Origin of the sequence: Mycobacterium sp. IS-1496 (genome assembly GCF_001499995.1) — a bacterium.
In the GTDB taxonomy this organism is placed as follows: Bacteria; Actinomycetota; Actinomycetes; order Mycobacteriales; family Mycobacteriaceae; genus Mycobacterium.
Genome location: NZ_LQIU01000067.1, coordinates 119,627 through 141,660, shown reverse-complemented (window position 1 = coordinate 141,660; position 22,034 = coordinate 119,627). Strand labels below are relative to the sequence as shown.

The window sequence follows — 22,034 nt, the reverse complement described above, 5'->3', positions numbered from 1 at the left end:
GGCGACGCGCCGCAGGCGGAAATCCGGCAACGCGCCACGGGCGGGAATCGCTCAGGCCGAGCGCAGCGCGGAGAGGGCTTCCGTCCACACCGCCTGATCGCGCGCCTCACCGGGACCCTTCATCTCCGAGAACCGGATGATCCCCGACCGGTCGACCACGAAGGTGCCCCGGTTGGCGAAGCCGGCGTCGGCGTTGAAGACCCCGTACGCCTGGGCGACCGCGCCGTGCGGCCAGAAGTCCGACAGCACCGGGAAGGTGAACCCGCTCTGGGTGGCCCAGACCTTGTGGGTGGGCGGCGGACCGACCGAGATCGCCAGCGTCACCGTGTCGTCGTTCTCGTAGGTGGGCAGGTTGTCGCGGATCTCGTCGAGCTCCCCCTGGCAGATGCCGGTGAACGCGAGCGGGAAGAACACCAGCACCACGTTCTTGGCGCCCCGGTGGTCGCTGAGCGTGACCGGCTGGCCGTTCTGGTCCTTGAGCGTGAAGTCCGGCGCCTCGGCGCCGACGTCGAGTGCGGCCATCTAGCGCCGCCCCGCGGCCTTCGACTTGGGCTGCACCAGCCTGCTGGCGATCCAGTCACCGAGATTCGCCGAGGAGGTCTGCATCAGACCCGCCGTGGGCGCCGATTCGGCGATGTCGGCCGGCTGCACATGCCCCGGCTTGCCGGTCTTCGGGGTGACCACCCAGATGACGCCGTCGTCGGCGAGTGGGGTGATGGCGTCCATCAGCGCATCCACCAGGTCACCGTCGTCGTCGCGCCACCACAGCAGCACGACGTCGATGACCTCATCGGCGTCCTCGTCGAGCAACTCGCCACCGCACGCGTCTTCGATATCGGCCCGGATGTCGTCGTCGACGTCCTCGTCCCAGCCCAGTTCCTGCACAACCTGATCGTTTTCGATGCCCAGTCGTTGGGCGTAGTTCGGGGCGTCCGCCGCCGCCACCTTCGGTCCTCCTTCTGCCGGTGCTGCCGTTGTCGAATCCCTATCGTTGCACGTGCCCCACGGGTTACGTGCGGCCGCTGCCCCGGTTCGTCAATATGATGCGTCGCACAGTTCGAGCGCCACCTCCCTGGAGTCGTTCAACCGGGTCACCGCGGCGTTGAACTCGTCGGGGCCGGCATCCCGGTTGATCGTGCCCGCGACGTCGCGGGCGGCGCCCACCCAGGCGTTGAGGGCGTCGCGCAGTGCCGGGGAGAGCACATCGGAGATGCCGCTGGCCACCAGGTTCGCGCTGATGTCGAGCGCCTCCACCGCCGGCCGGGCCCGGGCGGCCACCTCGGGCGTGTTCTCGTTGACCGCGTCGACATAGGAGTTGACGGCGCCGATCGCGTTCACGCTGGAACTGCTCAGGTCCTCGCAGGCGGTGTGGATGGCCGCGGTGGTCAGGGACTGCTGACGCTTGGATTCCCGGGCGCTCGACTGCGCGATCGACTCCTCGACGGAAGCGGACGCCGAGGCGCGGTACACCGGCGCGGCCTCGCGGTCGACCTGGCCGGTACCCGAGGTCACCGACGTGCAGCCGACGATGACCATGGCCGCCGCGGCAAGGCTGCCGAGTATCCGGGCAGCCGTCTGCAGCCGCCTTCCCTGGCGCCGTCCACCGCTCAGCACGGTCTGCAGACGTTACCGGTTGACCGGCCCGATCGCGGGTTCATTGAGACCACCCGCCCCCACCGGTGCGGTTGGGGCACGATGGGGGAAGGATGGAGTCGTCGCGCACGTGTGGAGTCACAAACCCCGCACGGTCGCGGCGTACCGATACCGCCTGACAAGGAGCGGAAGTTGACCACCGAGTTCGTGCGCCAGGATCTGGCCCAAAACTCCTCCACCGCAGCCGAACACGACCGTGTCCGGGTGATCCGTGAGGGTGTTGCATCGTATCTGCCCGACATCGACCCGGATGAGACCGGCGAGTGGCTCGATTCGTTCGACCAGCTGCTCGAACGCTCCGGCCCGGCCCGAGCCCGCTACATGCTGTTGCGGCTGCTCGAACGCTCCGGTGAGCAGCGGGTGGCCATTCCCGCGTTGACGTCGACCGATTACGTCAACACCATCCCGACCGAGCTCGAGCCGTGGTTCCCCGGCGACGAGGACGTCGAACGCCGATACCGGGCCTGGATCCGGTGGAACGCCGCGATCATGGTGCACCGCGCGCAGCGTCCGGGAGTCGGTGTGGGCGGCCATATTTCGACGTACGCGTCCTCGGCCGCGCTGTACGAGGTGGGCTTCAACCACTTCTTCCGCGGTAAGAGCCACTCCGGTGGCGGCGATCAGGTGTTCATCCAGGGACACGCCTCCCCCGGCATCTACGCCCGCGCCTACCTCGAGGGCCGGCTCACCGCTGACCAGCTCGACGGCTTCCGCCAGGAGCACAGCCACCCCGGCGGCGGTATCCCGTCGTACCCGCACCCGCGCCTGATGCCCGACTTCTGGGAGTTCCCCACGGTGTCGATGGGCCTGGGCCCGATGAACGCGATCTACCAGGCCCGGTTCAACCACTATCTGCACGACCGCGGCATCAAGGACACCTCTGATCAGCACGTGTGGGCGTTCCTCGGCGACGGCGAGATGGACGAGCCGGAGAGCCGCGGCCTGGCCCACGTCGCCGCGCTCGAGGCGCTGGACAACCTGACGTTCGTGATCAACTGCAACCTGCAGCGCCTGGACGGTCCGGTGCGCGGCAACGGCAAGATCATCCAGGAACTGGAGTCGTTCTTCCGCGGGGCCGGGTGGAACGTCATCAAGGTGGTGTGGGGCCGCGAGTGGGACGCGCTGCTGCACGCCGACCGTGACGGCGCGCTGGTCAACCTGATGAACACCACCCCGGACGGCGACTACCAGACCTACAAGGCCAACGACGGCGGCTACGTCCGCGACCACTTCTTCGGCCGCGACCCGCGCACCAAGCAGCTCGTGGAGAACATGTCCGACGCGGAGATCTGGAACCTCAAGCGCGGCGGGCACGACTACCGGAAGGTCTACGCCGCCTACCGCGCGGCGATGGAGCACAAGGGGCAGCCCACGGTCATCCTCGCCAAGACCATCAAGGGCTACACGCTGGGCAAGCACTTCGAGGGACGCAACGCGACCCACCAGATGAAAAAGCTTGCGCTCCAAGACCTCAAGGACTTCCGGGACGTTCAGCGCATTCCGGTCAGCGACGCCCAGCTCGAGGAGAACCCCTACCTGCCGCCCTACTACCATCCGGGTCCGGAGGCGCCGGAGATCCGCTACATGCTCGACCGCAGACGCGCGCTCGGCGGTTTCGTGCCGGAGCGCCGGACGAAGTCCAAGGCGCTCACGCTGCCAGGCAGCGACGCCTACAAGGCGCTGAAGAAGGGGTCGGGCAAGCAGGAGGTCGCCACCACGATGGCGACCGTCCGCACGTTCAAGGAGATCCTGCGCGACAAGAACATCGGGCATCGCGTCGTGCCGATCATCCCCGACGAGGCGCGCACGTTCGGCATGGACTCGTGGTTCCCGAACCTCAAGATCTACAACCGCAACGGGCAGCTCTACACCTCCGTCGACGCCGAGCTGATGCTGGCGTACCGGGAGAGCGAGGTGGGGCAGATCCTGCACGAGGGCATCAACGAGGCCGGTTCGGTCGGCACGTTCATCGCGGCGGGCACGTCCTACGCCACGCACAACGAGCCGATGATCCCGATCTACATCTTCTATTCGATGTTCGGGTTCCAGCGCACCGGCGACAGCTTCTGGGCGGCCGCCGATCAGATGACCCGCGGCTTCGTGCTGGGTGCGACGGCAGGCCGCACCACCCTCGTCGGCGAGGGGCTGCAGCACGCCGACGGCCACTCGCTGCTGCTGGCGTCGACCAACCCCGCGGTCGTGGCCTACGACCCGGCGTTCGCCTACGAGATCGCGCACATCATCGAATCGGGCCTGCACCGCATGTACGGGGAGAACCCGGAGAACGTCTACTTCTATCTCACGATCTACAACGAGCCGTACGTCCAGCCCGCCGAACCGGAGGACGTCGACGTCGAGGGGCTGCTGCGCGGGATCTACCGGTACCGCGCCGCGGCGGAGAAGAAGGCCAACACCGCGCAGATCCTGGTGTCCGGGGTGGCCATGCCGTCCGCGCTCAAGGCCGCCGAGATGCTGGCCGAGGAGTGGGACGTGGCCGCCGACGTATGGTCGGTGACCAGCTGGAACGAGCTCAACCGCGACGGCGTGCAGGTCGAGAGGGAACTGCTGCGCCATCCCGAGCGCCCGGCCGGCACCCCGTACGTCACCACGGCGCTGGCCGACGCGGCCGGACCCGTCGTGGCGGTCTCGGACTGGATGCGTGCGGTGCCCGAGCAGATCAGGCCGTGGGTGCCCGGCACCTACATCACGCTCGGTACGGATGGTTTCGGATTCTCCGACACCCGCCCGGCGGCGCGGCGCTACTTCAACACCGACGCCGAGTCGGTGGTGGTGGCGGTGCTCGAGGGGCTGGCCCGCGACGGCAACATCGACATCTCGGTGGCCGTCGAGGCGGCCCAGCGCTACGAGATCGACGACGTGCTGGCCGCGCCGGAGCAGACCTCCGATCCGGGGGTGGCCTGACGGGTCCGCCCCGCCTGGGGTCCGGCTTGGAGGTACCCGCCAGATTCTTGGCGTAGCTTTTAGGGATGCCCGACAATCGGTACGTGCCGCCGGCATCGACGGTCGAGGTGCTGCAGACCGTGCCGGACTCCGTCCTGCGCCGGTTGAAGCAGTACTCCGGGCCGCTGGCCACCCAGGCGGTGACCTTCATGCAGGACCGGTTGCCGTTCTTCGCGAGCCTGGAGGCCTCGCAGCGCGCCAGCGTGCAACTGGTCGTGCAGACGGCGGTGGTCAACTTCGTCGAGTGGATGCGCGACCCGCAGAGCAACGTCAGCTACACCGCGCAGGCGTTCGAGGTCGTTCCCCAGGATCTGACCCGTCGGATCGCGTTGCGCCAGACGGTCGAGATGGTGCGCACCACGATGGAGTTCTTCGAAGAGGCGGTGCCGCTGCTGGCCCGCTCCGACGAACAGGTCACCGCGCTGACCGCGGGCATCTTGCGTTACAGCCGCGACCTGGCGTTCGCCGCGGCCTCGGCCTATGCGGACGCGGCGGAGGCGCGCGGTGCGTGGGACACCCGGATGGAGGCCAACGTCGTCGACGCGGTGGTCCGCGGCGACGTCGGGCCGGAACTGCAGTCCCAGGCGGCCACACTGAACTGGGACGCCACCGCACCGGCCACGGTCATCGTCGGGCTTCCCCACCCCGACCGCATCGACCTCGCCTCCGACGACGTGCGCGACGTCGTGACCCGCAACGACCGCGCCGCGCTGTCCGATGTGCACGGCACCTGGCTGGTCGCCATCGTGTCCGGGCCGATCTCCCCCACCGACCGCTTCCTCAGGGAGATCCTCGCGGTGTTCGCCGACGGTCCGGTCGTCGTCGGCCCGACGGCGCCGACGCTGTCGGCCGCCCACCTGTCGGCCACCGAGGCCATCGCCGGCATGAACGCGGTCGCGGGATGGAGCGGCGCGCCCCGGCCGGTGTCCGCGCGCGAACTGCTGCCCGAACGCGCCCTGCTCGGCGATGCGACGGCCATCGCCGCGCTGGAGACGGAGGTGATGCGGCCGCTCGGCGACGCCGGTCCCGCGCTCGCCGAAACCCTCGACGCCTACCTCGATGCGGGCGGTGCGATCGAGGCCTGCGCCCGTCAATTGTTCGTTCATCCAAATACCGTCCGTTACCGGCTGAAACGGATCGCCGACTTCACCGGCCGCGACCCCACCCTGCCCCGCGACGCGTACGTTCTGCGGGTCGCCTCCACGGTGGGCCGACTGAACCGGCACGCGGCCCAGTCCACCCGCACGAGTACGGCGTCCGTGCAGGTCCCGGCCGTGCGACCGGCCAGCGCGAACCTCTACCGCAGCGGATGAGGTCGCGACTCGGTATCGCTGGAGTCGCATCACATGCCGTTTTGTGGACTATCTACAAAAACATAAGACGAGGTTCATAATCTCTTACACGGCGCAAAGTCGTCTTCACAGTGTTCTCTTAGAGACGTGCCTGAATCGCATACGCAGATCGCGCTGCTCGCGCCCGGCCAGGGGTCGCAGACCCCCGGGATGCTCGAGCCGTGGCTGCAGCTGACCGGCGCCGCGGACCGTCTGGCCACCTGGTCGGAGATCAGCGGCCTCGATCTCGCCCGGCTGGGTACGACCGCCGACGCCGACGAGATCACCGATACGGCGGTGACCCAGCCGCTGGTGGTGGCCGCGACGCTGCTCGCCCACGAGGAGGCGGCCCGGCGTCTGGGCGACGGGGAAACAACCGGGCTGTTCGGCGCCGACACCATCGTCGCCGGCCACTCCGTCGGTGAGATCGCCGCCTACGCCATCGCCGGGGTCATCACCGCCGACGATGCGATCAAGCTGGCCGCCACCCGCGGCGCCGAGATGGCCAAGGCCTGTGCGCTCGAGCCGACCGGCATGGCCGCCGTCCTCGGCGGTGACGAGGCCGAGGTGCTCGCCCGCCTCGAGGCGCTCGACCTGGTTCCCGCCAACCGCAACGCGGCCGGTCAGATCGTGGCCGCCGGTGCGGTGTCGGCCCTGGACAAGCTCGCCGAGGATCCGCCGGCCAAGGCCCGCGTCCGCAAGCTGGCCACCGCGGGCGCCTTCCACACCCACTACATGGCCTCAGCGCTCGAGGGCTATGAAGCCGCCGCGCGCGGCGTCGCCACCTCCGAGCCCACCGTCGCGCTGCTGTCCAATGCCGACGGCCGGCCGGTAGCCTCGGCTGCGGACGCGATCGACAAGCTGGTCGCCCAGCTGACCCGGCCGGTGCGCTGGGATCTCTGTACCGCAACGATGCGGCAGCGCTTCGAGAACGCCGAGAACGCCGCGATCGTCGAATTCCCGCCCGCGGGCACACTCGTCGGCATCGCCAAACGTGAACTTCGGGGGGTTCCGACGCACGCCGTCAAATCCCCCGCTGACCTGGACGGGCTCAGCTCCCTGTAGCCCGCCGGGACAACCACATATCGATCGTCATCTCAAGAGTTCTCCGCTCCGCGGAGGCATGTTCACCACACATATAGAAGGAGCCATCGTGCCCGCCACTCAGGAAGAAATCATCGCCGGTCTCGCCGAGATCATCGAAGAGGTCACCGGCATCGAGCCCTCGGAGGTCACCCCCGAGAAGTCGTTCGTCGACGATCTCGACATCGACTCGCTGTCCATGGTGGAGATCGCGGTGCAGACCGAGGACAAGTACGGCGTGAAGATCCCCGACGAGGACCTGGCCGGTCTGCGCACCGTCGGTGACGTGGTCGCCTACATCCAGAAGCTCGAGGAAGAGAACCCCGAGGCTGCCGCCGCGCTGCGCGATAAGTTCTCGCAGTGACCAGGCCTTCCACGGCTAACGGAGGCTTCCCCAGCGTAGTCGTGACTGCCGTCGAGGCCACCACGTCGCTCGCCGCGGACATCGAGAGCACGTGGAAGGGCCTGCTGGCTGGCGAGAGCGGTATCCGCATTCTCGAAGACGAATTCGTCACCAAGTGGGACCTGCCCGTGCGGATCGGCGGTCATCTGGTCGACAACGTCGACGACCACATGACCCGTATCGACATGCGGCGCATGTCGTACGTGCAGCGCATGTCGAAGCTGGTCTCGGGTCGCCTGTGGGAGACCGCCGGTAGGCCCGAGGTCGATCCGGACCGGTTCGCCGTCATCATCGGCACCGGTCTGGGCGGCGGCGAGAAGATCGTCGAGACCTACGACGCGATGAACGAGGGCGGTCCCCGCAAGGTGTCGCCGCTCGCCGTGCAGATGATCATGCCGAACGGTGCGGCGGCCGTCGCCGGTCTGGAACTGGGCGCCCGCGCCGGGGTCATCACCCCGGTGTCGGCCTGCTCGTCCGGGTCGGAGGCGATCGCCCACGGCTGGCGTCAGATCGTCATGGGTGACGCGGACTTCGCCGTTGTCGGCGGCGTGGAAGGCGGCATCGAGGCACTGCCCATCGCGGCGTTCTCGATGATGCGCGCCATGTCGACCCGCAACGACGACCCCGCCGGGGCGTCGCGGCCGTTCGACAAGAACCGCGACGGCTTCGTGTTCGGCGAGGCCGGGGCGATGATGATCATCGAGACCGAGGAGCATGCCTTGGCCCGTGGCGCCAAGCCGCTGGCCCGGCTGATGGGCGCGGGCATCACCAGCGACGCGTTCCACATGGTGGCTCCGGCGGCGGACGGCCAGCGGGCCGGCCACGCGATGAAGCGGGCGATGGAGACGGCGGGCCTGTCCCCCAAGGACATCTCCCACGTCAACGCGCACGCCACCGCCACCCCGATCGGCGACACGGCCGAGGCCAACGCGCTGCGGGTGGCCGGTGTGGAGCACGCCGCGGTGTACGCGCCGAAGTCGGCGCTCGGCCACTCCATCGGTGCGGTCGGTGCGCTCGAGTCGATCCTCACGGTGCTCGCACTGCGTGACGGCGTCATCCCGCCGACACTGAACTACGAGACACCGGACCCCGAGATCGATCTCGATGTCGTCGCGGGCGAGCCACGGTATGGCGACTACCAGTACGCCATCAACAACTCGTTCGGATTCGGCGGCCACAATGTGGCCTTGGCGTTCGGTCGTTACTGAGTTGCGCGCGACCAACGGATAGATCAACGGAGCAGGAATGGCACGGTTAGCTACGGGGAACGGTTTCCCCAACGTGGTCGTCACTGGCGTTGCCATGACGACCGCCCTGGCTACCGATGCGGAGACCACCTGGCAGCGTCTTCTGGACGGGCAGAGCGGGATCCGCACACTCGAGGACCCCTTCGTCGAGCAGTATGACCTGCCGGTGCGCATCGGCGGGCATCTGCTGGAGGACTTCGACAGTGAGCTGACGCGGGTCGAGCTGCGCCGGCTGTCCTACCTGCAGAAGATGTCCACGGTGCTGGGCCGGCGCGTCTGGGCCCACGCCGGGTCACCCGAGGTCGACCCGCGTCGGCTGATGGTGTCGATCGGCACCGGCATGGGCTCCACCGAGGAGCTCGTGTTCAGCTACGACGGGATGCGGGCCAAGGGCCTCAAGGCCGTGTCACCGCTGGCCGTGCAGATGTACATGCCCAACGCGGCCGCCGCCGCGGTGGGTCTGGAGCGCAAGGCCCGGGCCGGGGTCATCACCCCGGTCTCGGCCTGCGCCTCCGGTTCGGAAGGCATCGCCCAGGCCTGGCGCAACATCGTGCTGGGCGAGGCCGACATCGCGATCTGCGGCGGAGTCGAGACCCGCATCGAGGCCGTGCCGATCGCGGGATTCGCTCAGATGCGCATCGTGTTGTCGACCACCAACGACGATCCGGCGGGCGCCTGCCGTCCGTTCGACAAGGACCGCAACGGCTTCGTGTTCGGCGAGGGCGGCGCGCTCCTGGTCATCGAGACCGAGGAGCACGCCAAGGCCCGCGGCGCCGACATCCTCGCCCGCATCATGGGGGCGAGCGTCACCTCGGACGGCTACCACATCGTGGCGCCCGACCCCAACGGTGAACAGGCCGGGTGGGCGATGACCCGCGCCATCCAGCTGGCCGGTCTGCAACCGACCGATATCGACCACGTCAACGCGCACGCCACCGGCACCAGTGTCGGTGACGTCGCCGAGGGCAAGGCCATCAACAACGCGATGGGCGGCCACAAGCCGGCGGTCTACGCGCCCAAGGGGGCGCTCGGCCACTCGGTCGGCGCCGTCGGCGCGGTGGAGTCGATCCTGACGGTGCTGGCGCTCAAGAACGGCGTCATCCCCCCGACCCTCAATTTGAAGAACCTGGATCCGGAGATCGACCTCGACGTCGTCGCGGGCTCTCCGCGACCCGGTAACTACCAGTACGCGATCAACAATTCGTTCGGATTCGGTGGGCACAACGTCGCGCTCGCTTTCGGGAAGTACTGACCACGCACACATCCCGACAGTCAGCTGACATCGGAACGGGCACTAGGAGGATTTGAATGACGATCATGGCCCCCGAGGCGGTCGGCGAGACGCTCGACCCGCGCGATCCGCTGCTGCGGCTGAGCACGTTCTTCGATGACGGCACCGTCGAGTTGCTGCACGAGCGGGACCGCTCGGGTGTGCTCGCCGCCGCCGGCACCGTCAACGGTGTGCGCAGCATCGCGTTCTGCACCGACGGGACCGTGATGGGTGGCGCCATGGGCACCGAGGGCTGCCGCCACATCGTCAACGCCTACGACACCGCGATCGAGGAGCAGAGCCCGATCATCGGGATCTGGCACTCCGGTGGCGCCCGCCTCGCCGAGGGTGTGAAGGCGCTGCACGCCGTCGGTCTGGTGTTCGAGGCCATGATCCGCGCGTCCGGGTACGTCCCGCAGATCTCCGTCGTCGTCGGCTTCGCCGCGGGCGGCGCCGCCTACGGCCCCGCCCTGACCGACGTGATCGTCATGGCGCCCGACAGCAAGGTCTTCGTGACCGGCCCCGACGTGGTGCGCAGTGTCACCGGCGAGGACGTCGACATGGTGTCGCTCGGCGGACCCGAGGCCCACCACAAGAAGTCCGGTGTCTGCCACATCGTCGCCAGCGACGAACTCGACGCCTACGAGCGCGGCCGCCGCCTGGTCGGATTGTTCAGCCAGCAGGGACATTTCGACCGCACCAAGGCCGAGGCCCAGGACAGCGACCTGGCGGCCCTGCTGCCGGAGTCGGCGCGGCGCGCCTACGACGTGCACCCGCTGATCACCGCGCTGCTCGACGACGGCGTGCCGTTCGAGGAGTTCCAGGCCAAGTGGGCGCCGTCGATGGTGGTCGGGCTGGGCCGGCTGGCCGGGCGCACCGTCGGCGTGCTCGCCAACAACCCCCTGCGTCTCGGCGGTTGCCTGAACTCCGAAAGTGCCGAGAAGGCAGCACGTTTCGTGCGGCTGTGCGACGCCTTCGGCATCCCGCTGGTCGTCGTGGTCGACGTGCCCGGCTACCTGCCCGGCGTCGACCAGGAATGGGGCGGCGTGGTCCGCCGCGGCGCCAAGCTGCTGCACGCGTTCGGTGAGGCCACCGTTCCGCGCGTCACGCTGGTCACCCGCAAGATCTACGGCGGCGCCTACATCGCGATGAACTCGCGCTCGCTGGGCGCGACCAAGGTCTTCGCCTGGCCGGACGCCGAGGTGGCCGTCATGGGCGCCAAGGCCGCCGTCGGGATCCTGCACAAGAAGAAGCTGGCCGCCGCCGCGCCCGAGGATCGTGAGGCGCTGCACGAGGAACTCGCCGCCGAACACGAACGGATCGCCGGCGGTGTCGACTCCGCGATCGAGATCGGCGTGGTGGACGAGAAGATCGATCCCGCGCACACCCGCAGCAAGCTGACCCAGGCGCTGGCCGAGGCGCCCGCGCGCCGCGGCCGGCACAAGAACATCCCGCTGTAGGCCTTTCAGCACACGAACACCCGAAGAGATCCCTGGCCGCCGTACGGCGTGCCGGGGATTTCTCCGTCTGGCCGAAGTGGCCGCGCGCTGGGCGTAGCGTGGCTGGTGGTGTCGGGGAGGAGATCACTGATCGAGGGGTTCGAATCATGCACACATCTGGCATCGCAGTGCGCCGTGGAGTCCGCGGCACAGTAGTGACCGGCGCGCTTGCGGGACTGGCCGCCGCCACCATCGCCCTGCCGACGGCCGCCGCCCAGCCGCAGTGCACGGCGGCGACGCTGAGCAGCACACTGGGCAGCGTCTCCGCGCAGACCGGCCAATACCTGAGCAGCCATCCCGGCGCGAACGACGCCGTCACCAACGCCGGCGGTCAGGGCGCGTCGGGCGAGGCCGCCATCCGCAACTACTTCGTCGCGCACCCACAGGAGTGGGCCGAACTGCAGCGGATCGCGCAGCCGTTGCGCACCTTGCGGCAGCAGTGCCAGGTCGACGTGGCACCGGCCGACATCGCGCGACTCTACGACGCGATGGCGTCCTGAGTTCGCCTGCCGGTCAACGCCTCGGCACGATCATCACCGGAACGGGGCTGTGCCGCAAGATCTTCGCGGCCGCCGAACCGAGGAACACGTGTGCGGCCGGCCCGGCCGCACCGGAACCGAGGAGCAGCAGATCCCCTCGTTCCCAGGCGACGTCCTCGACCGCTTCGCGCCAGTCGTGGGAGACCCCGACGACGATCTCCACGTCCGGCGCGGCGATGTGGTTGCGAATGTCGTTGAGCTGACCCATGATTTCGTCGGTGGTCCGCTTGGACCACTGCTCGACGACCAGGCTTTCGGCGGACGGTTCGATCGAGCCGCTGAACACAGCGACCGGCCGCACCGTGAACGACGCGATACGTAGACGCGCCGACCACCGCACCGCGAGTTCGGCGGCGGTCTCGATCAACCGGACAGCGTCGGCGTGCCCACCGTAGGCGACCGTGAGCCGCCGGATCGGCTCGCGGCTCGACGGATAACTGCGCGGGGCGATCACCACCGGGACGGCGGCGGTGTGCACGAGGCGATCGGTCACACTGCCCAGCGCCACCCGGCCGAGCAGACCCGATGAGGAGGAGCCGACGACGACGGCATCGGCGCGGTGATGCGTTGCCAGTTCGGTCAGACCCTCCGGCACCGACGTCGCCTTGTGCACGACCACCGACACCTCGACGTCGCCGCCCATCTCGTCGACCACCCGCTCGAGTGACGTGCGCGCCGCCCCGGTGACGTAACGCAGGTACTCCTGCTCGACCGGGTCGCCGCGAGGCGGCCACGGCCGCTCGACGATCGCTGCGGCGATGATCCGGTCGGACGTGCACCGGGCGATCTCGGCCGCGAGGTGCAGCGGTGCGCTGCCCTGGCGGCTGGCGCTGAACCCGGCGACGATCGTCATGGCGTGGCCGTGGCCTCGGCGCTCGACGCGATCACGTGGGTGACGGGCACCTTGTGCTGTGCGCGCGCCCGGTCGACGACGTCGAAGCGGTGCCACACCGATGCCTCCGGGGGCAGTGTCGAGATGACGATCTGATCGGGCCCGAACTCGTCGACGGCGTCGGCCAGCGCCCGCAGCGGCCGGCGGTCGCCGAGTGTGCCGTCGGCGGTGAAGTCGTGCCCGCGCAACACCTTCAGCGTGTGGTCCAGGCGCTCGGACGCGGCCTTCTGCGTGGCCTCCTCGACGTCGAGCGGACCGTGTGTCTCGGCCATGCCGGTCTCGATCGGGCTGGCCGGCACCACGACCAGGTAGTGCGTCTCCCGGTCGGCGCCGATCCGGCGCAGTTCGTCGAGCAGTTCGGTGGAGTTCACGGTCTGGTTCGCCAGCACCACCACGCGGTGCGGTTTGCCGGTGCCGGGCACGCCGGCTTCGGGGCGGCGCCGCTTGAGGAAGACCTTGTTGGCGAAGTACAGCACCAGTACCACCGCCCAGGACAGCAGGCTCAGAACCAGCTGGGACCGCAGCGCATCGTCGATGAACATCTGCACGAGGATCGCGACGATGCCCAGCGCGGTGAGCACAGAAAGCACCGGGAACAGCCACATCTTCACCCGCAGTTCGGAATCCGGTGTGCGCCTGCGCAACACGATCTGCGAGACGGCGATCAGAAGGTAGACGAACAGGATGATGGCGCCGCTGGAGTTGAGCAGGAACGCGAAGATGGTGTCGGGCGACACCGCGGCGGCGATCACGCACAGGAACCCGATCACCGACGAGGCGAGGATCGCGTTGGCCGGCACACCCCTTCGGGTCACCCGGACCAGGGCCGGCGGCGCTTCGCGCCGGGCGGCGAGCACGAACAGCATCCGCGACGCGGTGTACATACCGGAGTTGAGGCAACTCAGCACCGCGGTCAGCACGACGGCGTTCATGACGTGGTCGGCGTACGGGATGCCCATCTCGGTGAACGCCGCGACGAACGGTGACGCGGCGATGCCCTCGTCGTTCCACGGCAGGATCGTCACGAGCAGCAGCGCGGAGCCCACGTAGAACAGCAGGATGCGCACGATCACCGAGTTCGCGGCCTTCGCCACCGCCCGCTCGGGATCCGACGACTCGGCGGCCGCGATCGTCGCGATCTCCGCGCCGACCATCGAGAAGATCACCGTCACGATCCCGACGGTGATCACCCCGAAGCCCATCGGCATGAACCCGCCGTGGGCGGTCAGGTTCGAGAAGTCGGCATCCTTGCCCGGCCACAGCCCCACCACGAACAGGGCGCCGATCGCGATGAACGCCAGGATCGCCGCGACCTTGATGCCGGCGAACCAGAACTCGAACTCACCGTAGGACTTCACCGAGAACAGGTTCGTGGCCGTCATCAGCACCATGAACACGAGCGAGGACGCCCACAGCGGCACGTCGATCCAGTACTGGATGATCTTGGCGCCGGCGATCGCCTCGAATCCGACGACGATCACCCAGAAGTACCAGTAGAGCCAGCCGACGGAGAAGCCGGCCCAGTTGCCGAGGGCGTTGCGCGAGTAGTCGGCGAACGACCCGGTCGACGGGTTCGCCACCGCCATCTCGGCCAGCATCCGCATCACCATGATGATGAGCACGCCACTCATCGCGTAGGTGAGGAAGGAGCCGGGACCGGTGTCGGCGATCACCACACCGGAACCGACGAACAGTCCGGCGCCGATCACGCCGCCGATCGCGATCATTCGCAGTTGACGCTGGTTGAGCGCCTTTTTGAGGGTGGGTGCTGCTGTCATCCGTGCCGGATACCCAGATGTGAGCCAGGTCACTCCACGGTGGTGTCGACGAATTCCTTGGCCGCGGTCAGGGCACGCTCCCGGTCGGCTTCGACCAGACCGATGCGGGTGCGCCGGTCGAGGATGTCGTCGACGGTCATCGCGCCCTCGTGGGTGACCGCGTACTCGAACTCGGCCCGGGTGACGTCGATGCCTTCGGCAACGGGTGCGGTGGGCCGGTCGCAGCGAGCCTGTGCGATCACGCGCGGCGCCTCGGCGCCGTAGCGGGCGACCAGCGACCCGGGCAGATCGACCGGTGCGCGCAGCGTCGACACCGGGTTGGCCGGCGCCCCGACCAACGGCAGGTTGCGGGTGCGGCACGGGCCGGCGGTCAGCCCGCGCAGGGCGATCGCGCGGTCGAGGACGTCTTCGGCCATGTAGCGGTATTCGGTGAGCTTGCCGCCGATCACGCTGATCACCCCGGACGGGGATTCGGTGACCGCGTGGTCACGCGAGAGATCGGCCGTGGCGCCTCCGCCCGCGTCGATGAGCGGTCGCAGCCCCGCGTAGGCGCCGCGGACGTCGGCTTCGGTCAGCCTCGTCGCCAGCGCGGTGTTGACGGTGTCGAGCAGGAAGGTGATCTCCTGTGGGCTCGGTTGTGGCACATCGGGTATCGGGCCGGGCGCATCCTCGTCGGTGAGCCCGAGATAGACCCGGCCGAGTTGTTCGGGCATCGCGAAGACGAACCGGTTGAGCGCGCCGGGGATCGGAATGGTCAGCGCGGCCACCGGGTGGCCGAAGGCCGCCGCGTCGAACACCAGATGCGTTCCGCGCGAGGGCCGAAGGCGCAGCGTCTCGTCGACGTCGGCGGCCCACACGCCCGCGGCGTTGACCACCGCGCGCGCCGCCACGTCGAACGAGTCGCCGGTGCACTGATCGGTGAGCCGGACGGACGTCGCCGTGGCGCGGGAGGCGCCGACCCGGGTGAGGATGCGGGCGCCGTGCTGGGCGGCGGTGCGCGCCACCGCCGTCACCAGTCGGGCGTCGTCGATCAACTGTCCGTCGTAGGCGAGGAACGCCCCCGCCAGACCGTCACGGCGCACCGCGGGCACCAGGTCGGCGGCGCGCAGCGCGCTGACCCGCCGCGAGCGCGGCAAGGTCGCCGCGGGCGTGCCCGCGAGCCGGCGCAGACCGTCTCCGGCAAGGAATCCCGCCCGCACCAGCGCGCGCGCCGGACCCCCCATCTCGGGCAGCAGTGGCACGAGCTGCGGCATCGCCGAGACGAGGTGAGGGGCGTTGCGGGTCATGAGGATTCCGCGTTCGGCCGCGCTGCGGCGGGCGATGCCCACATTGCCGCTGGCCAGGTAGCGCAATCCGCCGTGGACGAGTTTGGAGCTCCAGCGGCTGGTGCCGAACGCCAGATCGTGCTTCTCCACCAGCGCCACCGTCAGCCCGCGGGTCGCTGCGTCCAGCGCGATCCCGGCGCCGGTGATCCCGCCGCCGATCACCACGACGTCGAGCGGTGCGCCGTCGGCGAGGGCGGCCAGTTCTGTGGCACGGCGGGACGCGTTGAGGGCCGGGCTCTTCGACGACGTCATGGCTGCAGGTATCCGTTCAGCGAGCGCGCCAGTTCCTCCGACAGCGCGTCGGCGTCGAGCAGCGGCGCCACCATCTGCGCGGACTGAATGGTCGACTGGGTGATCAGCAGACACATGGCGGCGAGCTGCCGGGGTTCCCCGGAACGGACGCTGCCCTCGTCCTGGGCGAGTTTGATCTCACCGGCCAGCGCGTCGATGAGGATCTGCTGGCTGGTGCCGAGCCGCTCGGTGATGTACACCATCGCCACCTCCGGTGCGCTGTGCAGGACGGCGATCACGATCTCGTCGTTGCGCAGCCGGTCACCCACCGCCACGATCCGCTCGACCAGCGGTTCGCGCCCCACCCCCGCGTCGGGGACGGCGTCGAGGACCCCGGCGATCCGGGCGGTGAGCAACGCGGCGAGCACCGCGTCGGTGTCCCGCCAGCGGCGGTAGATGGTCGGCCGGCTCACCCGCGCCCGGCGGGCGATCTCCGCCAACGTCACCCGGTTGACCCCGAAGGCCACGACGCACTCCGCGGCGGCGTCGAGGATGCGCTGCTCCACCGACGGCGGGCTGTCATTACGGATTGACACCATGTGTAATACTGTAACGCATGCCAGGCCGATCCGAGCACTCCGCAGCCCCGCTCCCTCCGATGAAGTGGGATGCCTGGGGGGATCCGGATGCCGCCAAACCGCTGTCCGACGGCATCCGGTCACTGCTCGAACAGGCGCTCAGCGTCACCGAGGGGACCCCGCCTCTCACCGCCGAGGAGGTCACCCTCAGCCCGTCGGCCCTCTCCGAGGACGATCGCGCCGCGCTGATCGGCATCGTCGGTGAGCCGTACTGCCTGGTCGACGACACGGGCCGGTTGCTGCACGCCGGCGGCAAATCCACTCTCGACCTGCTGCGCCGGCGCGATCGCGGAACCCAGGACGCACCCGACGCGGTGCTGCTGCCCGCGGACGACGAGGAGATCGCGGCGATCCTCGAGCACTGCAGCGCGCGGCGCATCGCGGTCGTGCCGTTCGGCGGCGGCACCAGCGTCGTGGGCGGGTTGGACCCGGACCGTGGCGACTTCACCGCCGTCGTGTCACTCGACCTGCGCCGCCTCAGCGCGCTGCACTGGCTCGACGAGGTGTCGGGCGAGGCGGAACTGGGTGCGGGAGTCACCGGCCCGGACGCCGAACGGCTGCTCGCCGAACGCGGCTACTCACTCGGCCACTTCCCGCAGAGCTTCTGCTACGCGACCATCGGCGGCTTCGCCGCGACCCGGTCGTCCGGTCAGGATTCGGCGGGCTACGGCCGCTTCGACGACATGGTCCGCGGGCTGCGCGCGGTCACCCCGGCCGGCATCCTCGACGTCGGGCGCGCGCCGGGGTCGGCGGCCGGACCCGACCTGCGGCAGCTCATGGTCGGCTCCGAAGGGGTCTTCGGCGTCATCACCCGGGTGCGGGTGCGAGTGCACCCCGTCCCGGAGGCGACGCTGTATGAGGCCTGGTCGTTCCCCGACTTCGACACCGGTGCAACGGCTTTGAGGGCAGTGACGCAGACCGGCAGCGGGCCGACCGTGATCCGGCTGTCCGACGAGGCGGAGACCGGCGTCAACCTCGCCACCACCGAGGCCATCGGCGAGCAGACCATCACCGGCGGATGCCTGGCCGTCACGGTGTTCGAGGGCACGGCAGCCCACGCCGAGAGCCGGCACGCCGAGACGCGCGCCCTCCTCGAACAGCACGGCGGCACGTCGCTGGGCGAGGGGCCCGCCAAGGCATGGGAGCACGGCCGGTTCGGGGCGCCCTACCTGCGTGACTCGCTGCTGTCCGCGGGCGCGCTGTGCGAGACGCTCGAAACCGCGACCACATGGTCGAACATCCCGTCGCTCAAGGCCGCCGTGACCGAGGCACTGACGGCCGCCCTCGCCGAATCCGGCACCGCTGCGCTGGTGCTCTGTCACATCTCGCACGTCTATCCGACGGGGGCCTCGCTGTACTTCACCGTCGTCGCCGCCCAGCGCGGCAACCCGATCGAGCAGTGGCGCGCGGCGAAAGCCGCCGCATCCGAGGCCATCGTGCGCACCGGCGGCACCATCACCCACCACCACGCCGTGGGCGCCGACCACCGCCCGTGGATGCGCGAGGAGATCGGCGACCTCGGCGTCGAGATCCTGCGCGCGGTCAAGACGGCGCTCGACCCGGCCGGAATCCTCAACCCGGGCAAGCTGATCCCGTGACGCGCACGCGAGGAGCACGATGACCATCGGCCACGTCACGGTGCTGACGAATCCGCTGTCGGGCCACGGCAACGCGCCGCACGCCGCCGAGCGGGCCGTGGCCCGCTTCCAGCAGCGCGGGGTCGACGTGACCGCGATCGTCGGCACCGACGCCGCACACGCGAGGCGACTGGTCGACGAGGCGCTGGCCGGCGGGACCGACGCGCTCGTCGTCGTCGGCGGGGACGGCGTCATCTCCCTGGCCCTGCAGGCGCTGGCGCACGGTGACGTCCCGCTGGGCATCGTGCCCGCGGGCACCGGCAACGACCATGCGCGCGAATACCGCCTGCCGACCGGGGATCCCGAGGCGGCGGCCGACGTGATCGCCGACGGGCACACCGAGACCGTGGACCTCGGGCGGATCGACGACGCCGCAGGCGGGCACAAATGGTTCGGCACCGTGATGGCGGCCGGCTTCGACTCCCTGGTCAGTGACCGCACCAACCGGATGCGCTGGCCGCACGGCCGGATGCGCTACAACGTCGCGATGGTCGCCGAACTGTCCAAACTGCGGCTGCTGCCGTTCCGGCTGCGCTTCGACGGCGGACCAGTACAGGACGTCCGGCTCACCCTTGCCGCGTTCGGCAACACGCGCAGCTACGGCGGCGGCATGCTGATCTGCCCGGCCGCCGACCACGCCGACGGCCTGCTCGACGTCACGATGGTGCACTCCGCATCGCGCACCCGGTTGATCCGGCTGTTCCCGACCGTCTTCAAGGGCACGCACGTCGACCTCGACGAGGTGACCACCGCCCGCGCGCGCGTCATCGAGGTGGACTGCCCCGGCATCAACGCCTACGCCGACGGGGATTTCGCCTGCCCGCTGCCGGTCACGGTGTCGGCGGTGCCGGGCGCGCTGCGGATCCTGGTGCCCGCCTCCTGACGCGAGCGTGCGGGTCGGCACCCCGACACGCCGCTGCTCGGCAGCACTTTGCGCACGCTCGCGGGTCCGGGGGCTACCCGACTCCGCGGCTCAGCCAGCTGACCTCCGCGCCCGAACCACCGTCGCGGTAGGGCTCCAACGCCTCGTCCCAGGCCGTGCCGAGCACGGTGTCCAGTTCAGCGGCCAGCACGTCGGCGCCCGCGGCCATCAAGGCCCGCAACCGCATCTCCCCGACCACGATGTCGCCGTTGGCGCTCATCGGACCGCTCCACAGACCGAGCTGCGGGGTGTGGCACCACCGGTGCCCGTCGACACCCGGGCTCGGATCCTCGGTGACCTCGAAACGCAGCACCGACCAGGACCGCAGGGCGTTGGCCAACTGCGCCCCGGTGCCGACCGGGCCCACCCAGTTGGTGACCGCCCGCAGCTGTCCGGGCATGGCGGGTTGTGGGGTCCACTTCAGGTTGGCGCGCGCCGACAGGGTCGACGACAACGCCCACTCCACATGTGGGCACACCGCCGCGGGTGAGGCGTGCACGTACACCACGCCTGTCGTCGCGTCGGCGAACTGGTTCGACGCACGCATAGTTGCTCCTTCGGCTCCACGAGGGACGTCTTCCCCAAGCGGCCTCTTGAAACCGAATTACAACTGTGTCGCGCGTGTTTATTGTGCCTTGTGAGGCGGGTGTTGCGCTAGTGTGGCCCGAATTCTCTCAGGACTCCATCAGAGATCGTCGGCCAGCGCTCGTACGCCCAGTCCCCGAAGTCCCGGTCGGCAAACGCGACGAACGCCAGGTCCGCCCCCGGGTCCACCCACAGAAACGTCCCTGACTGGCCGAAATGGCCGTACGTCCGCTTCGAGTTGGTCGATCCGGTCCAGTGCGGCGACTTGTCGTCGCGAATCTCGAAGCCCAGGCCCCAGTCGTTCGGGCGCTGCACGCCGAAGCCGGGCAACACGCCGTCGAGCCCCGGGAACTGCACGCTGGTCGCCTCGTCGTGCATCTGTTGGGACACCAGCCGCGGCCGCAGTAGGTCGCCTGCGAAGGCCGCGACATCGGCGACCGTGGAGTAGGCGCCGTAGCCGGCGGCCTCCGCCCCGCCGTCGAGCGTGCTGTCGGACATGCCGAGCGGTTCGAAGACCGCCTCGGCGAGGTAGCGGCCGAATTCGATGTCGGCGGCCTTCTCGATCATGGCGGCCAGCACCCCGAAGCCGTAGTTGGAGTAGACCCGCCGGTCGCCGGGTTCGCCCATCGTCTCGTCGGAGTGCATGGCCAGTCCGGAGGTGTGGGCGAGCAGGTGCCGGACGGTGGAGCCGGGCGGGCCCGCCTCGGTGTCGAGGTCGACGACGCCTTCCTCGACCGCGACCTGCGCGGCACGCGCCGAGAGCGGTTTGGTCACCGACGCCAGCCGGAACCGGTGCCCGAGGTCGCCGTACTCGGCCAGCACACCGGCCGGTCCCACCACCGCCGCGGCGGCGGTGCGAACCGGCCAGTCCGCGATCACGTCCAGCACGCCCATCGGGCAGATGTTACTTGCGGCAGATGTAGTAGAAGTTCAACGGATCGGTGTCGATCTCGCGCACGTCGACGTCGGTGAAGCCGGCGTCGGCGAGCATCGACGTGGCGAGCTGGCGACCCCAGCAGGTGCCGAGCCCGGCGCCGTCGAGGCCGAGCGAGACGCTCATGCAGTGCATCGTCGACACGGTGTAGAGGTACGACGCCAGCGGGACCCCGACGTTGTCCTCGAGATGGCTGGACGCCTTGATGTCGACCATCAGGAACACGCCGCCCGGCCGCAGGGCGCGCTGGATGTTGGCCAGCACCTGCGCGGGCTGCGCCTGGTCGTGGATCGCGTCGAACACGGTGATGACGTCGTAGGCCTCGGCGACGTCGAGCGTCGCGACGTCGGCGGCGACGAACTGCGCGTTCTGCAGCCCGAGGCGCTGCGCCTCGGCACGCCCGACGCCGAGCCCCTCGTCGGAGAAGTCGATACCGGTGAACCGGCTGGCCGGGAACGCCTGTGCCATCACGTTGATCGCGTGGCCGCTGCCGCAGCCGATGTCGGCGACGTCGACACCGGCGGCCAGCCGCGCAGGCAGACCGTCCGCCATCGGCAGGATCACGTCGACGAGCGCGGCGTCGAACACCTCGCCGCTCTCCTCGGCCATCAGGGTGTGGAACCGCGGATAGGCGCTGTACGGCAGTCCCCCGCCGCGGCGGAAGCATTCGATGATCTGCTGCTCGACCTCGCCGAGCAGCGGGATGAACTGCGCAACCCTGGCCAGGTTGTCCGGGCCTGCCGCGCGGGTGAGGACGGCGGCGTGCGTCCGCGGCAGCGAATAGGTCTGCGCCGCGGCGTCGTAGTCCACCACGCGGGAGACGACGGCGCCGCCGAGCCATTCCCGCACGTAGCGTTCGTCGAGTCCCGCCGCGTCGGCGATCTGGGTGCTGCTGGCCGGAGGCAGTTCGGCCAGGGTGTCGAGCAGGCCGGTCTGGTGTCCGATGGACAGCAGGATCGCCAGGCTCGCGCTGTCGATGGCGCCGACGATGCGTTCGGCGAACTGTTCGGTGGAGGAGGTGGTGTCGTCGAGTGTGGTCATATCCGAGACGCTAGGCGCCGGGGCGGGGCGGGCGGATCGGGTGAATGATGCATTTCCGCCCGTCC

20 protein-coding genes are annotated in these 22,034 nt (G+C 69.5%); 10 read left to right on the top strand and 10 right to left on the bottom strand.

Annotated features, from left to right (window positions below; all coding sequences use genetic code 11):
• Positions 1-51 precede the first annotated feature (51 nt).
• The 3 genes from AU195_RS23225 to AU195_RS23215 all read right to left on the bottom strand — a co-directional run bounded on the left by AU195_RS23225 (position 52) and on the right by AU195_RS23215 (position 1,536).
• Positions 52-522, bottom strand: coding sequence for a peroxiredoxin (locus tag AU195_RS23225; RefSeq protein WP_059161363.1), 471 nt, complete (start codon positions 520-522; stop codon positions 52-54).
• Positions 523-945: a DUF3052 domain-containing protein gene (locus tag AU195_RS23220; protein ID WP_059161362.1), complete on the bottom strand. Its 423-nt coding sequence runs from the start codon at positions 943-945 to the stop codon at positions 523-525. It abuts the gene before it with no gap.
• Between the two features lie 90 nt (positions 946-1,035).
• The gene (locus tag AU195_RS23215) at positions 1,036-1,536 is read right to left on the bottom strand and encodes an Rv2240c family protein (protein WP_059161361.1); all 501 of its coding nucleotides are present in this window, start codon (positions 1,534-1,536) and stop codon (positions 1,036-1,038) included.
• Between the two features lie 249 nt (positions 1,537-1,785).
• On the opposite strand from AU195_RS23215, the gene aceE reads away from it, so the two are divergent.
• The 8 genes from aceE to AU195_RS23175 all read left to right on the top strand — a co-directional run bounded on the left by aceE (position 1,786) and on the right by AU195_RS23175 (position 11,947).
• A complete protein-coding gene (gene aceE, locus AU195_RS23210) occupies positions 1,786-4,575 on the top strand; it encodes a pyruvate dehydrogenase (acetyl-transferring), homodimeric type (protein ID WP_059161360.1) in 2,790 nt (929 codons plus the stop codon).
• 65 nt (positions 4,576-4,640) lie between these two features.
• Positions 4,641-5,927, top strand: coding sequence for a PucR family transcriptional regulator (locus AU195_RS23205; RefSeq protein WP_059161359.1), 1,287 nt, complete (start codon positions 4,641-4,643; stop codon positions 5,925-5,927).
• Positions 5,928-6,074: 147 nt separating this feature from the next.
• Positions 6,075-7,010: an ACP S-malonyltransferase gene (locus tag AU195_RS23200; protein ID WP_286149464.1), complete on the top strand. Its 936-nt coding sequence runs from the start codon at positions 6,075-6,077 to the stop codon at positions 7,008-7,010.
• 88 nt (positions 7,011-7,098) lie between these two features.
• Positions 7,099-7,392 (top strand): meromycolate extension acyl carrier protein AcpM, encoded by a 294-nt coding sequence (acpM, locus tag AU195_RS23195; protein ID WP_011560748.1) that lies wholly within the window; start codon positions 7,099-7,101, stop codon positions 7,390-7,392.
• Positions 7,389-8,639, top strand: a complete 1,251-nt coding sequence (gene kasA, locus AU195_RS23190; protein WP_059161357.1) for a 3-oxoacyl-ACP synthase KasA — start codon at positions 7,389-7,391, stop codon at positions 8,637-8,639. The genes acpM and kasA overlap by 4 nt, the downstream gene beginning before the upstream one ends.
• Before the next feature lie 37 nt (positions 8,640-8,676).
• Positions 8,677-9,930, top strand: coding sequence for a 3-oxoacyl-ACP synthase KasB (kasB, locus tag AU195_RS23185; RefSeq protein WP_059161356.1), 1,254 nt, complete (start codon positions 8,677-8,679; stop codon positions 9,928-9,930).
• Positions 9,931-9,986: 56 nt separating this feature from the next.
• On the top strand, positions 9,987-11,408 hold the full coding sequence (locus tag AU195_RS23180) for an acyl-CoA carboxylase subunit beta (protein ID WP_059161355.1): 1,422 nt from the start codon (positions 9,987-9,989) through the stop codon (positions 11,406-11,408).
• Between the two features lie 194 nt (positions 11,409-11,602).
• Positions 11,603-11,947 (top strand): heme-binding protein, encoded by a 345-nt coding sequence (locus tag AU195_RS23175; protein ID WP_286149462.1) that lies wholly within the window; start codon positions 11,603-11,605, stop codon positions 11,945-11,947.
• A gap of 13 nt (positions 11,948-11,960) precedes the next feature.
• Here AU195_RS23175 and AU195_RS23170 read toward each other — a convergent pair whose 3' ends face one another.
• From AU195_RS23170 to AU195_RS23155, 4 genes are read right to left on the bottom strand one after another with little or no spacing between them, the layout of a single operon-like run.
• The gene (locus AU195_RS23170) at positions 11,961-12,839 is read right to left on the bottom strand and encodes a universal stress protein (RefSeq protein WP_059161353.1); all 879 of its coding nucleotides are present in this window, start codon (positions 12,837-12,839) and stop codon (positions 11,961-11,963) included.
• Positions 12,836-14,656: an amino acid permease gene (locus tag AU195_RS23165; RefSeq protein ID WP_059161352.1), complete on the bottom strand. Its 1,821-nt coding sequence runs from the start codon at positions 14,654-14,656 to the stop codon at positions 12,836-12,838. Before AU195_RS23165 ends, AU195_RS23170 begins: the two co-directional genes overlap by 4 nt.
• Before the next feature lie 29 nt (positions 14,657-14,685).
• Positions 14,686-16,233 carry a glycerol-3-phosphate dehydrogenase/oxidase gene (locus AU195_RS23160; protein WP_059161351.1) on the bottom strand — a complete coding sequence of 516 codons (1,548 nt, stop codon included), beginning with the start codon at positions 16,231-16,233 and terminating at the stop codon, positions 14,686-14,688.
• A complete protein-coding gene (locus AU195_RS23155) occupies positions 16,230-16,811 on the bottom strand; it encodes a TetR/AcrR family transcriptional regulator (RefSeq protein WP_059161350.1) in 582 nt (193 codons plus the stop codon). Before AU195_RS23155 ends, AU195_RS23160 begins: the two co-directional genes overlap by 4 nt.
• Before the next feature lie 59 nt (positions 16,812-16,870).
• Here AU195_RS23155 and AU195_RS23150 point away from each other — a divergent pair, with 59 nt between their 5' ends.
• Both AU195_RS23150 and AU195_RS23145 read left to right on the top strand, forming a co-directional pair.
• Positions 16,871-18,448: an FAD-binding oxidoreductase gene (locus AU195_RS23150; protein ID WP_059161349.1), complete on the top strand. Its 1,578-nt coding sequence runs from the start codon at positions 16,871-16,873 to the stop codon at positions 18,446-18,448.
• A gap of 19 nt (positions 18,449-18,467) precedes the next feature.
• Complete coding sequence (locus AU195_RS23145) at positions 18,468-19,370, top strand: diacylglycerol kinase (protein ID WP_059161348.1); 903 nt, start codon at positions 18,468-18,470, stop codon at positions 19,368-19,370.
• A gap of 73 nt (positions 19,371-19,443) precedes the next feature.
• On the opposite strand, the gene AU195_RS23140 is transcribed toward AU195_RS23145, so the two are convergent.
• From AU195_RS23140 to AU195_RS23130, 3 genes are all read right to left on the bottom strand, one after another.
• Positions 19,444-19,956, bottom strand: a complete 513-nt coding sequence (locus AU195_RS23140) for a DUF3145 domain-containing protein (protein WP_059161347.1) — start codon at positions 19,954-19,956, stop codon at positions 19,444-19,446.
• Positions 19,957-20,063: 107 nt separating this feature from the next.
• The gene (locus AU195_RS23135; RefSeq protein ID WP_059161346.1) at positions 20,064-20,888 is read right to left on the bottom strand and encodes a serine hydrolase domain-containing protein; all 825 of its coding nucleotides are present in this window, start codon (positions 20,886-20,888) and stop codon (positions 20,064-20,066) included.
• A 10-nt stretch (positions 20,889-20,898) separates the two neighbouring features.
• Complete coding sequence (locus AU195_RS23130) at positions 20,899-21,969, bottom strand: class I SAM-dependent methyltransferase (protein WP_059161345.1); 1,071 nt, start codon at positions 21,967-21,969, stop codon at positions 20,899-20,901.
• Positions 21,970-22,034: the final 65 nt, after the last annotated feature.

Coding starts and splice junctions, on each gene's coding strand:
- AU195_RS23225 (WP_059161363.1), bottom strand. CDS start 522: ATGGCCGCACTCGACGTCGGCGCCGAGGCGCCGGACTTCACGCTCAAG.
- AU195_RS23215 (WP_059161361.1), bottom strand. CDS start 1,536: ATGGTCATCGTCGGCTGCACGTCGGTGACCTCGGGTACCGGCCAGGTC.
- AU195_RS23205 (WP_059161359.1), top strand. CDS start 4,641: ATGCCCGACAATCGGTACGTGCCGCCGGCATCGACGGTCGAGGTGCTG.
- kasB (WP_059161356.1), top strand. CDS start 8,677: ATGGCACGGTTAGCTACGGGGAACGGTTTCCCCAACGTGGTCGTCACT.
- AU195_RS23180 (WP_059161355.1), top strand. CDS start 9,987: ATGACGATCATGGCCCCCGAGGCGGTCGGCGAGACGCTCGACCCGCGC.
- AU195_RS23170 (WP_059161353.1), bottom strand. CDS start 12,839: ATGACGATCGTCGCCGGGTTCAGCGCCAGCCGCCAGGGCAGCGCACCG.
- AU195_RS23165 (WP_059161352.1), bottom strand. CDS start 14,656: ATGACAGCAGCACCCACCCTCAAAAAGGCGCTCAACCAGCGTCAACTG.
- AU195_RS23160 (WP_059161351.1), bottom strand. CDS start 16,233: ATGACGTCGTCGAAGAGCCCGGCCCTCAACGCGTCCCGCCGTGCCACA.
- AU195_RS23155 (WP_059161350.1), bottom strand. CDS start 16,811: ATGGTGTCAATCCGTAATGACAGCCCGCCGTCGGTGGAGCAGCGCATC.
- AU195_RS23150 (WP_059161349.1), top strand. CDS start 16,871: ATGAAGTGGGATGCCTGGGGGGATCCGGATGCCGCCAAACCGCTGTCC.
- AU195_RS23145 (WP_059161348.1), top strand. CDS start 18,468: ATGACCATCGGCCACGTCACGGTGCTGACGAATCCGCTGTCGGGCCAC.
- AU195_RS23140 (WP_059161347.1), bottom strand. CDS start 19,956: ATGCGTGCGTCGAACCAGTTCGCCGACGCGACGACAGGCGTGGTGTAC.
- AU195_RS23135 (WP_059161346.1), bottom strand. CDS start 20,888: ATGGGCGTGCTGGACGTGATCGCGGACTGGCCGGTTCGCACCGCCGCC.
- AU195_RS23130 (WP_059161345.1), bottom strand. CDS start 21,969: ATGACCACACTCGACGACACCACCTCCTCCACCGAACAGTTCGCCGAA.